Raw genomic sequence first — 14,283 nt, 5'->3', positions numbered from 1 at the left:
TCATGACGTCACCGGCTGCCCGGCCGCCGTGCCGAACAGCAGGTCGGCCAGGTGCGTGCGGTACTTGACGAACGCCTCGCTCGCGCGGACGGCCGCGTCGCGCGGGCGGGGTAGGTCGATGTCGATCACCTCGACCACGTGGCTCGGGCTGCCGCCCATCACGAGCACGCGGTCGGCCAGGAACACGGCCTCGTCGATGCCGTGCGTCACGAACAGGACCGTTTTCCGGTCCAGGTCCCAGATCCGCAGCAGCTCGCCCGCCATCAGCTCGCGCGTCTGCGCGTCGAGGGCGCCGAACGGCTCGTCCATCAGCAGCACCTGGGGGTCGGTGGCGAGCGCGCGGGCGATGCCGACGCGCTGGCGCATGCCGCCGGAGAGCTGGTGCGGGTGGTCCTCTTCGCGGCCGGCGAGGCCGACCAGGTCGATGAAGTGCCGGGCGCGGTCCAGCCGGGTGGATTTGTCGACGCCCTGCATCTCGAGCCCGAACGCGACGTTCGCGAGGATGGTGCGCCACGGCATGAGCGACGCGTCCTGGAACACCACTCCGCGGTCGGGGCCGGGCTTCGTCACGACCTGGTCGCCGATGCGGATTTCCCCGCCGGAGGGGCGCAGCAGGCCGTCGGCGGCCAGCAGCACGCTGCTCTTGCCGCAGCCGCTGGCCCCGACGATCGTCACGAACTCGCCGTCCTCGACGCGCGCGTCGAAGCCGTCGACCGCGACGAACGGGCCCGCTTTGCCGGCGTAGGAGATCCGCAAGCGGTCGAAGGTGATGTCGGCCATCGGGTTCCTCCGCTCAGCTGGTCTTCGGCAGGAAACGGGTGTCGAGCCACTGCGCGTCGGGCAGCCGTTTCGCGAACACCTTGCCCTGCAGGCCCATCTGCCAGAAGTCGTCCATCGCCTTCGCCGAGGGCATCCGGCCGTCGGGGTAGAGCTGGCCGATCCACTCCGCCATGCTCGCCGTCGCGTCGTCGACGCTGATCTTGAGCGCCTTCGCGATCGACTTCGCCGCGTCGCCGGGCTGGTCCTTGGTCAGCTTCATGGCCTGGGCCAGCGTGTCGATGAACTTCTTGGCGCGGTCGGGGTTGCCGTCGACGAAGCCGGGCTTGCTCCACGTGACGTGCATCGGGTAGCTGTCGACGAGATCCTTGAGGTCGAGGATCTTGTGGTAGCCCGCCTTCTGCGCGTAGACCGTCTGCGGTTCGGTGAAGATGTTGGCCTGCAGCTGGCCGGCCTTCATGGCCGCGAGCCGCGCCGCCGAAGCGCCGCCCTGCACGACCTTGATGTCCCGGTCGGGATCGAGGCCGGCCTTGGCCGCGGCGAAGCGCGTGAGCAGGTCGGTGGACGAGCCGATGGTCGTCACGCCCCAGTTCTTCCCCTTGCCCTCGGCCACCGTGTGGATCTCGGGCACGGCGTACCAGGAGAACGCCGTCATGTCGAAGCCGCCGTAGATGACCTTCACGTCCTGGCCGGCTTCCTCGGCGGTGAGCGGCCCGGTCAGCGAGCCGACCGCGACGTCGACGTCACCGGACAGCACGGCCTTGGCGAGCTCGGCGTCCCCCTTGAACGTGACGGCCTTGACGGTGAGGCCGTGCTGCTTCCAGAGGTCCATGTCCTCGGCCAGGTAGACCGGCGCGAGGGTGGTGGCCTGCACCGGCAGGCCGAGGGTGATCGTGTCGCTGCCCGAGGCGGCGCCACCCGAACCGCACGCGGTGGCGGCGAGGGCGAGGGCGAGTAGCGGTAACGCGAGCCGCAGTGGTTTCCATGGCACGGTGGGGAACCTCGATTGTGTCCGGAGGGAGACCGGGACGCGGGGGAGAGAACTGCGCGCCGGTTCGAAGTCGGGCGAGGTGTCGACCATGAGGAGTGTCAGGGGGTGCACCTCAGTGTGCTCCGGTCAGTGTGACTCCGATTCGCGACGCGCGTCAAGAAGTTGAGAAACCTCATTTCGGCCGGTTCCCGGTGCCCAGACGCGGGCACGACGAAATCCCCGGCGGCTTTCAAGTCCTTGTCCGCCAGGGGGTTTCGCCGTGCACGTCCGTCCTAGCGGAACACCTCCGGCCGCTTCTTCGCGAGGCTGATCAGCCCGCCCGCTTCGAGCATGTCGACGAGGAACGGGTCGGCCGCGGCGCCGCGGATCGTCGTCCGCGTGGTCAGGTTGGTGAACTCGCCGGTGGTGAGGTCCACGCGCACGCGGTCGCCGTCGGCCGCGAAGCCGGGGTTCAGTCCGACCTCGAGCGCCGGCAGGCCGACCTCGAAGCAGTTGCGGTAGAACGTCCGGGCGAACGTCTCCGCGACCACGCACCCGATTCCCGTGGCCTGCAACGCCTTCGTCGCGATGGCGCGGCCCGAGGACTGCCCGAAGTGCTTGCCGGCGAACACGATGTCCCCGGGCCGCACCTGCTTCGGGAACTCCGGGTTGAGGTCTTCGAGCACGTGCTGCACCAGGACTTCCATCGGCTCGAACACGTACTGGGTCTTCACGAGCCGGTCGGTCGGGATGTTGTCCCCGAACCGCCAGCAGCGGCCCTCGAACTTCACGCGTTCCCTCCTTCACGGCTCGCGATGACCCCCGCGACGGCAGATGCGGCAACGGTTTCCGACGACGCGAGGTACATCGACGCGTCGGGGCTGCCGTTGCGGCCGGGGAAGTTGCGCGCGTGCGTCGAGATCATCGCCTCGTCCGACGCCAGCGCGCCCATGTTGTAGGCCTGGTTCGAACCGGTGCTGGGCGGGAACCACAGCGCGCCCGCCTCGTGCAAGGCGAGCACGAGCCCTTCCCGCGTCGCCTCGGCGAACACCTCGCGGCTGGAGGGCACCAGGTGGAACCGCACGTCCGGGTGCACCCGGTGCCCGGCCAGGACTTCCGCCGCCGCACGGAAGTCTTCGAGCCGGCCGCCGCCGTGGCCGCCCAGTTCGGCGTACTGGACGGGCGTGCCGGCGACCTCGCCGACCGGCTTGACGTTGCCGACGGTCGGCGGGCACGCGACCTGCACGCCGACCTCGCCGACGTCGAAGCGCAGCACCTGCGCCGCCTCCCCGCCGTCGCCGCGCACCAGCAGGTCCGGCCCGTCGCCGGGCAGCGTCCGCACGAACGCCTCGGTCACCTCGTCCGGCTCGACGAAGCTGCACTTCGCCCCGAGGTCCACGCACAGCAACGGGAACAGCCAGCGGTCCCAAAAGGACAGTCCGCGCACGTACGGCCCGCCGAACTCGACGGCCCGGTAGTTCAGCTCGCCCTCGCCGATCCGGCCGACCAGCCACAACGCGACGTCTCGAGGAGTAACGCCCGGCTGCGGCGTGCCTTCGAGGTGCACGCGCGTGGTCTCCGGCACCTTGAACCACGCTTTCCCGTACGGCAGCACGGTGCCGGCGTGCGAGTCGTTGCCCAGCGCCACGGCGAGCACGCCGAGCGTTCCGTGCACGGGCGTGTGGCTGTCGGACCCGACCACGATCATCCCCGGCTTGATGTGCCCGTTGCGGACGACCGCGTGGTGCAGGTTGCCGTTGCCGCAGTCGTACGACGTCAAGCCGTGCTTGCGCGCCCACTGCCGGTTGTGCCGCAGCACGTCGGCCTGCTGTTCGGTGGGCGGGGCGAAGTGGTGGTCGAACACCATCACGACCCGTTCGGGGTCCGGGATGGGCGTGTTGACGCGCTTCTCGTACACCTGCGAGGTCAGGTACCCGGACAGGTCGTGCATGATCAGCCGGTCGACCTTCGCGACGACGATCTCGCCGGGCTCCACCGCCTCGCGCCCGCTCGCCCGGGCGAGGATCTTTTCGACGAGGTTCACGCAACCACCGCCGTCGCTACGATCTCACGCGGGTCGGTGATGACCCCGCGGATGGCCGAGGCCGCGGCCGTGGCCGGGCTGGACAGGAAGATCTTCGAGTCGTAGCTGCCCATGCGGCCCTGGAAGTTGCGGTTGGCGGTCGACAGCGTGACCTCGCCGTCGGCCATCGCGCCGCCGTTGCCGGCGCACGCCCCGCAGCCCGGGTTGGTGATCATCGCCCCGGCCTGGATCAGCTTCGTGAGCACGCCACTGTCGGATGCCTGGGTCATGATCTTCGCCGACGCGGGCGTGACGATGAGCCGCAGGCCCGGGGCCACGCGGTGACCGGCGAGCACGTCGGCCGCGATCACGAGGTCGTCGTACTTGGCGTTGGCGCACGAGCCGATGAAGACCTGGTCGAGCTTCGTGCCGGCGACGTCGCCGACGCCGACCACGTTGTCGACCGTGTGCGGCACCGCGATCTGCGGGGTGAGTGCAGGCCCGTCGAGCCGCACGGTGGCCCGGTAGGTCGCGCCCTCGTCGGGCAGCAGGATGTCCAGCTCGTCGCGCGGCACACCGGCCTCGTCGAGGTAGGCGAGCGTCGTGTCGTCCGGCGCCACGAAGGCGTTCTTCGCACCCATCTCCATGGCCAGGTTGCAGAACGTCATGCGTTCGGACACGGACATGCCCTCGACGTAGGAGCCGGAGAACTCGGCCGACTCGTACGTGAGCCCGTCGGCGCCGAGGTCGCCGATGAGCTTGAGCATGACGTCCTTGGCGTAGACGCCCGGGGCGAGGTCGCCCTCGACCACGATCCGCACCGACTCGGGCACCTTGACCCACAGCTTCCCGGTGACCCACGCGGCGGTGATCTCGCTGAACCCGACACCGGTGCCGAACGCACCCAGCGCGCCGTAGATCGTGGAGTGCGAGTCGGTGCCGATGATGAACTGCCCGGGCCGCACGAGGCCGTGCTCCATGAGCACGATGTGCGCGATCCCGCTGTTGACGTCGAAGAAGTTCCGCACGCCCATTTTCTTCGCGAACTCGCGGCACAACGCGTGGTCCCCGGCGGTCTTCGCGTTCATGGCGGGGGAGAGGTGGTCCATCACCATGGCGACGCGGTCGACGTCGTAGAGCCGCTCGACGCCCATCTTCTCCAGCGTGCGGATGCAGCGCCAGCTCGCGGTGTGGCTCATGTACAGGTCGGGGAACGCGTCGACGATCTGTCCCGGCACGAGGCCGGCGACCCCGGACGCGCGTTCGATCGCCTTCTGCGCGAAGGTCTTGGCCGTCACTGGTTTCCTCCCGCGAAGCTCGCCATCAGGTGCGGGATCAGGCCGCCGTCGGCCATGATCTCCCGCAGCACCTGCGGGTACGGGCTGAAGGGGAAGGTCTGCCCGCCCGTTTCGACCGTTCCCGCGTCGTAGTCGACCCACATCTCGCCGCCGTCGACGGCCGCTTCCGCCGCGGCGGGCGACTCGACCGCGACGAGCCCGGTGTTGATGGCGTTGCGGAAGAAGACGCGGGAGAAGGAGGCCGCGACCACGGCCTTGATCCCGGCGCCGAGCAAGCACGTGGCGGCCTGCTCCCGCGCGCTGCCGCAGCCGAAGTTGCGGCCCGCGACCACGACGTCGCTCGCCCGCAGCCGCGCCTGCGTCTCCGGGCCCAGCGGCTCGAAGGCGTGCTCGGCGAGCTCCGCCGGGTCGATGCTCACGAGGTAGCGGCCGGGGATGATGACGTCGGTGTTCACGTTTTCGCCGAAGGTGATGACCTTGCCCCCGACGCGGTGTGCACTGCCCATGGGTGAGTCTCCGTTCGAAGTTCCGGTCAGGGGCTGGTCTCCTCCAGGAACCATTCGGTGGGCACCGTGTGCCCGAGGTCGCGCTGCTCGGCCAGCGCCAGAGCCCGCGCGCAGACGGCCGCGAACTGCACGCCCATGCCGGTGTTGTTGGCGAACACGGTGATGTCGTCCGGGCTCGTGCGGCCCGGGGCCTCGCCCAGCAGCAGGTCGCCCAGCTCGCGGATGTCGTCCCACGACTTCAGGCCGCGCTCGACGGGCCCGAGGATGTCGTACTGCTTGTCGTGGTGCACCTGCTCGCGCGAGAGCACGGTGATGCGGTCGGCGCGGTCGAACGTCGTGTCGTCCAGCTCGCGCCGGGTGGCCGTGCCGTCCGGTGAGGTGATCGCCGTGACGTGCGTGCCCGGTTCGAGCCAGGCGCCGTCGAAGCAGGCCTCCATGGCCGCGGTGGCGCAGGTGACGATCTGGCAGCCGGCCACGGCGTCACGCCGCTCATCCACGGCCACGATCTTGCGCCCGGTCTTCTCGCTCCACACCTTCGCGAAGTGCTCGCGGTGCTCGGGCGTCGGGCTGTAGACGCGCACCTCTTCGATGCTCGGGCGCACCATCAGCAGGCATTCGAGGTGCGCCTCGGCCTGCCAGCCGGAGCCGAACATCCCGGCGACGGTTGCGTCCGGATTGGACAGTTCCCGGATGCCGAGGGCCGAGGTGGCGCCGACGCGCATCTTCTGGATGAAGCTGTCGTGCATGATCGCCAGGGGTTCGAGCGTGGTCAGGCTGTAGAGCGTGACGAGCCCGACGTACCGGCCGCCGGGCGCGGCGGGGATGAGCCGCCGCCGCTGCACGCCGCTGGGCAGCGTCTCGACGCCGGCGATGTCGGAGGTGATCCGCAGCGCCCACACGCCGCTGGAGACGGTGCCGCCTTCCTGGGACTTGAACCGGAAGCGGAAGCCGGGGTGGCGGCTGTCCTCGACCGGGAAGTACGTGTGGTTGCGCGGCCGGTTGGCGCCCTGGCCGGCGTTGAGTTCTTTGTACGCCGTCTCCAGCGCGTCGAGCGTCTCGCCGGCGGTGAGCACCTGCTCGATGTCGCCGTTGGAAAGGATCCTCACCGCTGTGCTCCTGTCAGGTGTTCGGGTTCGCCCTCGGTGACACGCACGGTCTCGGCCACGGCCGCGTTGCCGCCGTCGGCGAACGCGACCTCGACGGACACCGCGCCCGCTTCGCCGTCGGCCAGTACCGCGGCGGGGTCCTGGGTGCGGAACTCGCCGCCGGTGGAAAGGTCGGCCTGGTTGACCCAGCGGACTTCGGCTTCGGCGCCGTCCGGCAGCTTCGTCAGCGCGGGTGCGGCGGCCTCGGCGAGGGAGCCGACGGTCGCGCCGGTTCTTACCGCGGCGATCGCCGCCGCAAGCGCTTTCCTCAGGTCGCTCGGCCAGCCGTCACCGTCGCCGAGCACGCGGCTCGAATGCACCCAGTGCATGCGGTACTGGCCGGTGACGCCGAAGGACGTCACACCGTCCGAAGTGGACAGCGAATTCGGGTACAGGTCGAGGAACCCGCCACCGCGCAGTGCCCGTTCGACGGTCTCGACGCGGCTGCCGGCGGTGCTGCTCTCGATTGTCGCCTTCGCGGCGGCGTCGTCCAGGATCCGGCCGGCCGCGCGCAGCAGCTCAGTTTCGGCCGCCGAGGGAATGAGCCGCTGCTCGCGCACCAGGTCGTCGAGGCGGCGGACCTCCCAGCCCGGCACGGCGGTGACGATTTCGCCGGCCACGTCGGCGGGCCACAGCGCGGCGTCGACCAGGCCGAGCGTGCCGTTCTCCCGGTCCACCAGGTACTTCGCGACGAGTTCGGCGAAGTTCTTGCCGCCGCTGAACTCGGTGACCTTCGACGAGGCCTTCATCCAGTTCTGCACCCGCAGCGAGAGCTTGGTCAGGAACGTGACGGGTCCGTCGGCGGGGATCGCCAGCACGCCTTCGTTCCAATAGAGGCAGAGGTTGGTGAGGTAGGCGAGGTCGTCGGAGCGGGACACATCGGCGTAGACGAGAGCGACGTCGATGCCCCGGGCGGCCATGGCGCGCTGCAGCGTCGCGACGCGCTCCTGCCATTCCCGGTCCGGGGTCTCCGCGGGGTCGAGTACGTGCAGTCCGCGTTTCACGCCACGTCTCCTGTCTCGAACAGCTTCCGTTCGGTCGTGATCAGCACCTCGCAGCCGTCGGCGGTCACGCGCACCGGGTCGCCGAGGACGTGGTAGCCGGCCAGCGGCGTGTAGGTGTTGGGGTGGATGATGAACACGGAGTTCTCGGGCAGCACCGTGTGGTTGCCCTCGATGATCGGTGTCTCGTCGAGGTGCAGGCCGTGCCCGTGGCCGCGGACCCGGGTGTACTGGCTCGTGCAGTACTCGCCGTAGCCGTACTTGCGGAACACGTCGTTCTCCGCCACCGCGACCTCGTGGGCGGTGACGCCCGGCCGCACCACGGAGATGCCGGCCTCGACGGCCTCGTTGAACAGGTCGAACGACTTGCGCTGCCCGTCGTCGGCCTTGCCGACCACGGCGGAGCGGCAGATCTGCAGCCAGTAACCGTCCATTTTGGGCGTGAGCTCGGTGCGCACCATGTCGCCGGCTTCGAGCAGCCGGTCGCCGGGCGGGGTCATGCCGCGGACTTCGTCGCGACCCGAGGCGATGAGCATGAAGTTGTCCTCGGCGCCGAGGTTCTTCAGCCGCGCCTCGACCTCGGCGACGATCCGGTACTCCGGCAGCCCCGGTTCGAGCACGTCGACGAACGCCTCCCAGCCCGCCGCGCACACGACGGCACTGCGGCGCATCCGGGCCAGCTCCCACTCGCTCTTCACGAGCCGGGCCGTGTCGAGCAGTTTCGTCGCCGGCACCACGTCGGCGGCCGGCGCCGCGGCGCGGATCGTCTCCATGAGCACGAGCGGCACCAGTTCGTGGTGGGCGATGCCGATGCGCCGTGGTCCCAGCTCCTGCAGGACCACGCCCAGCTCCGCCGGGTTCGCCGGGTCCAGCCGCCGGGCCTCGCCGACCCAGCCCTGCGCGGTGAACGCCGCGAGGTCGGAAGGCCGGGTCGAGAAGGCCACCGCGTCACCCTCGGCCGGGAAGACGACGAGCGCGGCGCTGCCGGCCGGCGTGACGTCGGTGAAGTACCGGATGTTCTCCCGCCGCCAGGCCGGGCCGTAGGCGAGCACGACGTCGAGGCCTTGCTCGGCCATCGCGTCGCGGATCTTGCGATGCCGCAGCTGCAGCTCCGCGCGATCCTCACTGGACAAGGCCGCTCCGGCGGGTGCCGGGGCGTGGTCGATCGTCATGGTTCCTCCAGCGGTCAGGACCGCGCCATGGTCGGCGTCGGCTCCGCCGCCCGGCCGGTGATCTCCTGGGTGATCTGTTCGACGGTCCGGCCGCGGGTCTCGAAGGTCGCCGTGAACGCGGCGAGCCCGGCGAGGATCGAGATGATCCCGAAGACCAGGAAGAACAGGAACTGCGTGGCGTGCATGGCCAGGATGAAGCCGACGAGCACCGGCATGATGAGGCCGCCGACCTTCTGCCACGCCGCCGCCCAGCCGAGCCCGGTCGCGCGGCTCGCGGTCGGGTAGAGCTCGCTTGCGTAGGCGAAGAGCGTGCTGCCGGCCAAGCCGCTGCCGAAGAAGGTCGCCAGGCAGCCGAGCAAAATCACCGCGCCGGTCGCGGACGTCGTGCCCCAGACCAGGCAGAACACTCCACTGAGGACGAACGCCCAGCCGAGTACCGCACGGCGGCCGATCCGGTTGATCAGCTGCCCGGCCAGGAGCGCGCCGACCACCCCGGCCGCGGTGATGATCGCCGTGTAGCCGAAGCTCTTGAGCAGGCTCACGCCCTGGCCTTCGAGGACCGAGGGCAGCCAGCTCGAGAGCCCGTAGAGGAATGCGCCGGCGCAGACCTCCATGAACCAGATGGCGATGGTGTAGCGCAGGTAGTGCCGGGCGACGAGGGTGCGCACGGTGCCGGGGGACTCGGGTGCCTCGTGCTGCGTCGTGGCCCCGGGAGTTCCGTAGCCTCGGCACAAGCTCCCGACGATCGCCGCGGCATCCTCGAGCCGGCCGCGGCGCAGCAGGTAGCGGACCGATTCCGGCAGCGTCGCCAGCATGAAGACGCCGACGAGCACCGGCACGGTGGCGATCACGAACATCGCGCGCCAGCCGAACGCCGGCACCACCGCGGTGCCGACCGCGGCCGCGGTCGGCAGCCCGATCAGCCACGCTGCCGTGGCGGCGGTGACGAGCGGACCGCGGTGACGCGAGGGCACGAACTCGGCGATGTAGGGCAGCACCACGGCGATTTCGGCGCCCAGGCCGACGCCCTGCAAAGCGCGGAACGTGACCAGTGCGCCGAACGTCGGCGCGAACACCGCGGCCAGCGAGAACAACGCGTAGACCATCAGGGTGATGGCCAGCGGCACCCGCCGGCCGAAGCGATCGGACACGGTGCCGGCGATGGCCGCGCCCACGAGCATCCCGGCGAACAAGGCCGAGGAGAACACCCCGGCCGACTCGCTGGTGAGGTGGAACGTCTTGATGACACCCGGCAGGATCACCCCGGTCAGGTTGATCACGAACCCGCACAGGAAGTGTCCCAAGAGGACGGTGACGTAGATCCTCAGGTGCCGTGCGGTGAACTCCGACTCGTCGAGCCGGCCGAGGAGAGTCCGGGATGTGGTGGTGGGGGACGGGGGCATGACGGGGCCACCTCCTTGTGGCTTGTGCAACCCTGTGCCTTGCGGCCGGCGACGTGCGCCGGCGGACCCCCCTTGGGTCTTCTTGCGTTACCGGTCGTCCAGGTTTCCCTGGGCGTCGGTGTAGAGCTGGAAGAGCGCGGGCAGGAGCTGCTCGCGCACATCGGGCGTGAGGCTCGAGGTGAGCTCGCCGGTGAACTTGTCGAGTGCGCGCCGCGCTGTGTCGCGGGCGTTCAGCCCCTTGGTGGTGAGTTCGAGCTGCATGGTGCGCCGGCTCGTGGCCGACGGGCGACGGGACAGGAAGCCTTGGTTGACCAGCTTGTCGACGCTTTCGGACATCGTCGACGGGTTGCGGTGCGCCAGCTTGCACAGCGCGGTGAGCGACGTGTGGCCGCTCCCGACCCTGGACAGGATCCGGTACTGCCGGATGGTGAGCGGTTGGTCGAGACCCGCCAGCAGTTCCGTCTGGAGCCGGGTCAGCCGCCCGCCGAGGGCGAGCAGGACCTCGCCCAGGGATGCCTCCGGCCCCAGCTCGGCGAAGGTTTCGGTGTCTCGGTTGATCACTTTGGTCCCCGTACGTTCCGGTACCCGAAATAACGTCGAGGCTGACTGTAACCCTGCGGGGTGCTCGCTGGGAAGAGGTTGAAGTTCGCGAGGCGATCGAGATTGCCCCGGACCGTCCTGGGTGGCTCGGGCATCACCCTGGAGTCCCCGGTCCTGCGGTACGCCGACGACCTCGAGCCGGTCCTGCCCTACGAGGGCACGAGCGAGATCCACCAGCTGACGATCGGCGTGGCGACGGGAACCTTCGTGTCAGAGTTCCCGGCCGGCTTTGTCCGCGTGGTCGAGGAGGTCCTGGTGGGTCTGGCCGTCGGCGTGGAAGAACTCGTCTCGGGCGCGCTCGCCGATCGCACTCTCGCCCAACAGGCGGGAGAGCGTCAGCAGGGCCGACAACGGCCGGTGGTTGACGACGATTTCGTCGACCTGCCCGGCTTCGTTGACGTGAAACGTGCCCACGCCCGTGATCGGCCGGCCGTCGACGGTCGCGGTGTACTCCTGCACGGTGCGATCGCCCACCTCGAGGCGATAGCGCGGGGTGTAGTCGCGGTAGAAGCCGATGACCGTGCGGATCTGCTCGGCGACGGCGTCCGCGCCGCGCAGGCTGCCGTTCATGATCGAACCGGCCAGCAGCACGTCCGGGGCGAGATCGCGCAGGAACCAGGGATCGTCGGGCATGGGGAGCTCCTTCCGGAAGGGTGTCCCTTGACAGAAGCACTCGTGCGGTGGTTCTGTCAACCGTGTGGATCCCGGAGTGAAGATCGGTCAGTTCCGCACCAGCGTCGCGCCGGGTGGGCTGCGGCTCGTGCAGGAACTGGTGAACACGACATTGGCCGGCCATCGCGACGACCCCGGACGCGACCAGCTCGCCGACCCCGCCACCGCCACCGGATGGGCCGTGGCCGTACTCGGGCTGTGGGCGGAGAACACCGGAGCTCCACGGCCCGAAACGGGAATCACCCCGGGCGGGCTGCCTTCGCTGCGGACGTTGCGCGAAGACCTGCGCGTCCGGCTGCGCGCGAGCGCCCCGAACATCGACGCCCCACCGGCACACGAGCCCGGTCCTGGGTATTCGGCGGAGGTCCGGCTGGCCCTCGACCCCGGCGGCCGGGCACGGTACGAGGGTGGGCTGGTCGCGCTGGTCCTCGCCGAGGTGCTGCTCGCGCAGACCACCGGGACCTGGCCGCGGCTCAAGACGTGCGCCGCCCCGGCCTGCGGGGTGTGCTTCTACGACGCCTCACCCAACCGCAGCCGCGTCTGGCACGACACCAAGACCTGCGGCAACCTGGCCAACCTGCACGCCTCCCGCGCACGAAAGTGAGCTTCTGCGGAAGCATCAAGCACGGTGACCGTTCGGGATCTACCGCACCCACGCCGGCGCGCTGATCACCTGGTCGGTCGAGGAATATCTCGCTCTACTGGGTGCTCGGCGCCGCAGCCTTGAAGAGCTGCGGGGCGCATTCGCTCAGCTGCTGCGGTACCCGCATTGCCGGCTGTCCGTGCAAGTCCATGGCGTCGATTTGTTACTCGGATCGTGACCGAGTTTCACGCACCGGCTGATTTCGGATGCTGCACAACGCGAGCGAGCCGTAACGGTCGCCGCTCGCGAAGAGACTTTCGTGTCGAGGTGCACGTCTGACCGCCGTCGCCTTCAGGAATAGGAGGGCCTGTGACGCCGTCAGGATCCACAGCGAGCAGACGCCGGAATCGCACGGTGCTGATCACCGTGCTGGTCGTCGCGCTGGTGGCGGGCGGTGCGGTTGTTCGGTGGTTCAGCAGCGGGACGCCTCTGGGCAGTGCGCCGTCCGATGTCGCAAGCGGTACGTTTCGCGACATCGGCAGCGGTGTCGGTGTCTCCGATGACGCGCCTGAAGCGCTGAAGGCCGTCTTCGACGAAACTGTCGTGAAGCCGCCGTTCACCGAGACCCAGCCGTTGAGTGGCGTTGTGCACGTTACTCCCGACGGCGACCTGGCACGGCCTGCGACTCTGCGGTTCGCGCTGAATCGGCAGGTCGACTCCGCAGATGTGGTCGTCGCCGTGAACCGGACGGGGAAGGCCGATGGCTGGGAACTCGTTGCGCCGACCAAGGTGGAGGGTGGCTTCGCCTACGTTTCGACGAACCACTTGTCCTGGTGGAGCCCGCTGTTCCGCAGTTTCGGTGACCTCGCCGACGCGGTCGTAGCCGAGTTGAAGAAGAACTTCGACGGGTTGACCGGAGAAGCTCTGGCGGAGGCCGAGAAGCCGAAGTGCGCAGGGGAGAACGAGGTTCGCGGCCAGGGGTACTCGATCACCTCCAAGGGGAGCGACCCCCTGTACTGGTGCCTGGGGCTTGAGGCGGGTAAACCGATCGCGCGGGTGGTCGACAAACGCCGCTATCCGGTCATGGTCAACCACAACGGTTTCGCGGTCACCGAAAAACCGAAGGGGAGGATCAGTCTTCTGTGGCTGGCCCAGCAGTACTCCAACGACAGGCGCACGGTGCTTCTGCCGTTCGACCAAGCGGCGTTGGGTGTCCAGCTCGAGAAGGGCCGAAGCCTCAACCTCACCACGGAGTTCGACGGGTTGGCCGAGTCCTTGTACCAAATCGAATTCGGGGTGACGACGCTGGTCAACATCCTCACCCGATACGGTGCTGAGTCCGGCGCGATCAGCAACGCCGCGATCAAGGTGAAAGAGTACGACAAAATTGCCGAGTACACGGGAAAAATCCTGCAGGTGTCAGGGTGCACCGACGCTGTGAAACAGGACAGCTCCGACTCCGGCGCCATCATCGCCGCTTGCTTCAGCCCGGACGCTCTCGGAACGGCGTTCGGCTGGCGAGGCGTCATCCTGGCTGCGGTGATGGTGGCCGGGCCGGTGGTGAACTTCTTCCGTGGTCAATTCGAGTCCTTGCGGGACTTGCTGCAGGGTCGGGACAAGGAGACGGTGACTGTAAGCCGTGGTGCTGGTACGGCCGTCGCTCAGAAAGACTTCACGAACGCGACGTTGCCGGCTGGTGTGTGCGACAGCGTCGCGCCGGTCGTGCTCCGGGCAGGCACCGCGACCGTGCCGACCAAGGACGCCGGCTCGTGGATCGTGGAGCTGCTGCCGCAGGCACCCAGCCTCAGAGCCGACGTCGACGGTGACGGTGCCGAGAACGCGTTGATCACCGTCGGGTGCACGCCGGAAGGCGGCAACGCGAGCTACGCGGAAGTCGTCGTCCTCGCCGGGACCGGGACAGGTGGCTTGCGTTCACTCGGAATCCTGCTGCCGCAGAAGGCACAACCGCAGACGTATGCGCCCGCGGTGGACAAGCTCAGCTACGCCGGCGGTCAGCTGACGATGACCGAGTTGACCTACGCGCCGACCGACCCCCACTGCTGCCCGACCGTCCGGGCAACCACGGTCTGGTCGTGGCGCGGGGGCAAGTTCGTCGTCGTCCGCTGAAGCGAA

14 protein-coding genes are annotated in these 14,283 nt (G+C 69.2%); 2 read left to right on the top strand and 12 right to left on the bottom strand.

Going from position 1 to position 14,283, the window contains the following annotated elements; genetic code table 11:
* The 12 genes from QSK39_RS46900 to QSK39_RS46845 all read right to left on the bottom strand — a co-directional run bounded on the left by QSK39_RS46900 (window position 1) and on the right by QSK39_RS46845 (window position 11,528).
* Entirely contained in the window at window positions 1-780 is a 780-nt protein-coding gene (locus QSK39_RS46900) for an ABC transporter ATP-binding protein (RefSeq protein ID WP_285484310.1), read from the bottom strand.
* 13 nt (window positions 781-793) lie between these two features.
* Window positions 794-1,768, bottom strand: a complete 975-nt coding sequence (locus QSK39_RS46895) for an ABC transporter substrate-binding protein (protein ID WP_285484309.1) — start codon at window positions 1,766-1,768, stop codon at window positions 794-796.
* Between the two features lie 272 nt (window positions 1,769-2,040).
* On the bottom strand, window positions 2,041-2,538 hold the full coding sequence (locus QSK39_RS46890; RefSeq protein WP_285484308.1) for a LeuD/DmdB family oxidoreductase small subunit: 498 nt from the start codon (window positions 2,536-2,538) through the stop codon (window positions 2,041-2,043).
* Window positions 2,535-3,791, bottom strand: a complete 1,257-nt coding sequence (locus QSK39_RS46885) for a 3-isopropylmalate dehydratase large subunit (RefSeq protein ID WP_285484307.1) — start codon at window positions 3,789-3,791, stop codon at window positions 2,535-2,537. The genes QSK39_RS46890 and QSK39_RS46885 overlap by 4 nt, the downstream gene beginning before the upstream one ends.
* A complete protein-coding gene (locus QSK39_RS46880; RefSeq protein WP_285484306.1) occupies window positions 3,788-5,068 on the bottom strand; it encodes an aconitase/3-isopropylmalate dehydratase large subunit family protein in 1,281 nt (426 codons plus the stop codon). The genes QSK39_RS46885 and QSK39_RS46880 overlap by 4 nt, the downstream gene beginning before the upstream one ends.
* On the bottom strand, window positions 5,065-5,574 hold the full coding sequence (locus tag QSK39_RS46875; protein WP_285484305.1) for a LeuD/DmdB family oxidoreductase small subunit: 510 nt from the start codon (window positions 5,572-5,574) through the stop codon (window positions 5,065-5,067). Before QSK39_RS46875 ends, QSK39_RS46880 begins: the two co-directional genes overlap by 4 nt.
* Before the next feature lie 26 nt (window positions 5,575-5,600).
* Window positions 5,601-6,680 (bottom strand): ornithine cyclodeaminase family protein, encoded by a 1,080-nt coding sequence (locus QSK39_RS46870; protein WP_285484304.1) that lies wholly within the window; start codon window positions 6,678-6,680, stop codon window positions 5,601-5,603.
* A complete protein-coding gene (locus QSK39_RS46865; RefSeq protein WP_285484303.1) occupies window positions 6,677-7,723 on the bottom strand; it encodes an aminopeptidase P family N-terminal domain-containing protein in 1,047 nt (348 codons plus the stop codon). The genes QSK39_RS46870 and QSK39_RS46865 overlap by 4 nt, the downstream gene beginning before the upstream one ends.
* The gene (locus QSK39_RS46860; RefSeq protein WP_285484302.1) at window positions 7,720-8,892 is read right to left on the bottom strand and encodes a M24 family metallopeptidase; all 1,173 of its coding nucleotides are present in this window, start codon (window positions 8,890-8,892) and stop codon (window positions 7,720-7,722) included. The genes QSK39_RS46865 and QSK39_RS46860 overlap by 4 nt, the downstream gene beginning before the upstream one ends.
* A 14-nt stretch (window positions 8,893-8,906) precedes the next feature.
* Window positions 8,907-10,295 (bottom strand): MFS transporter, encoded by a 1,389-nt coding sequence (locus QSK39_RS46855; protein ID WP_285484301.1) that lies wholly within the window; start codon window positions 10,293-10,295, stop codon window positions 8,907-8,909.
* Between the two features lie 87 nt (window positions 10,296-10,382).
* Window positions 10,383-10,856 carry a MarR family winged helix-turn-helix transcriptional regulator gene (locus tag QSK39_RS46850; protein WP_285484300.1) on the bottom strand — a complete coding sequence of 158 codons (474 nt, stop codon included), beginning with the start codon at window positions 10,854-10,856 and terminating at the stop codon, window positions 10,383-10,385.
* Window positions 10,857-11,105: 249 nt separating this feature from the next.
* Window positions 11,106-11,528 (bottom strand): hypothetical protein, encoded by a 423-nt coding sequence (locus tag QSK39_RS46845; protein WP_285484299.1) that lies wholly within the window; start codon window positions 11,526-11,528, stop codon window positions 11,106-11,108.
* A gap of 76 nt (window positions 11,529-11,604) precedes the next feature.
* On the opposite strand from QSK39_RS46845, the gene QSK39_RS46840 reads away from it, so the two are divergent.
* Both QSK39_RS46840 and QSK39_RS46835 read left to right on the top strand, forming a co-directional pair.
* Complete coding sequence (locus QSK39_RS46840; RefSeq protein WP_285484298.1) at window positions 11,605-12,171, top strand: CGNR zinc finger domain-containing protein; 567 nt, start codon at window positions 11,605-11,607, stop codon at window positions 12,169-12,171.
* Window positions 12,172-12,564: 393 nt separating this feature from the next.
* Window positions 12,565-14,277, top strand: coding sequence for a hypothetical protein (locus QSK39_RS46835; protein WP_285484297.1), 1,713 nt, complete (start codon window positions 12,565-12,567; stop codon window positions 14,275-14,277).
* The last annotated feature ends 6 nt before the right edge of the window (window positions 14,278-14,283 follow it).

Origin of the sequence: Amycolatopsis sp. NBRC 101858 (genome assembly GCF_030269325.1) — a bacterium.
Classification (GTDB): Bacteria; Actinomycetota; Actinomycetes; order Mycobacteriales; family Pseudonocardiaceae; genus Amycolatopsis; species Amycolatopsis ponsaeliensis.
This window is presented reverse-complemented; position numbering and strand designations above follow the sequence as displayed.

What these genes read in the sequence shown, in the direction of transcription:
- QSK39_RS46875 (WP_285484305.1), bottom strand. Translation starts at nt 5,574, where the DNA reads ATGGGCAGTGCACACCGCGTCGGGGGCAAGGTCATCACCTTCGGCGAA.
- QSK39_RS46860 (WP_285484302.1), bottom strand. Translation starts at nt 8,892, where the DNA reads ATGACGATCGACCACGCCCCGGCACCCGCCGGAGCGGCCTTGTCCAGT.
- QSK39_RS46855 (WP_285484301.1), bottom strand. Translation starts at nt 10,295, where the DNA reads ATGCCCCCGTCCCCCACCACCACATCCCGGACTCTCCTCGGCCGGCTC.
- QSK39_RS46845 (WP_285484299.1), bottom strand. Translation starts at nt 11,528, where the DNA reads ATGCCCGACGATCCCTGGTTCCTGCGCGATCTCGCCCCGGACGTGCTG.
- QSK39_RS46900 (WP_285484310.1), bottom strand. Translation starts at nt 780, where the DNA reads ATGGCCGACATCACCTTCGACCGCTTGCGGATCTCCTACGCCGGCAAA.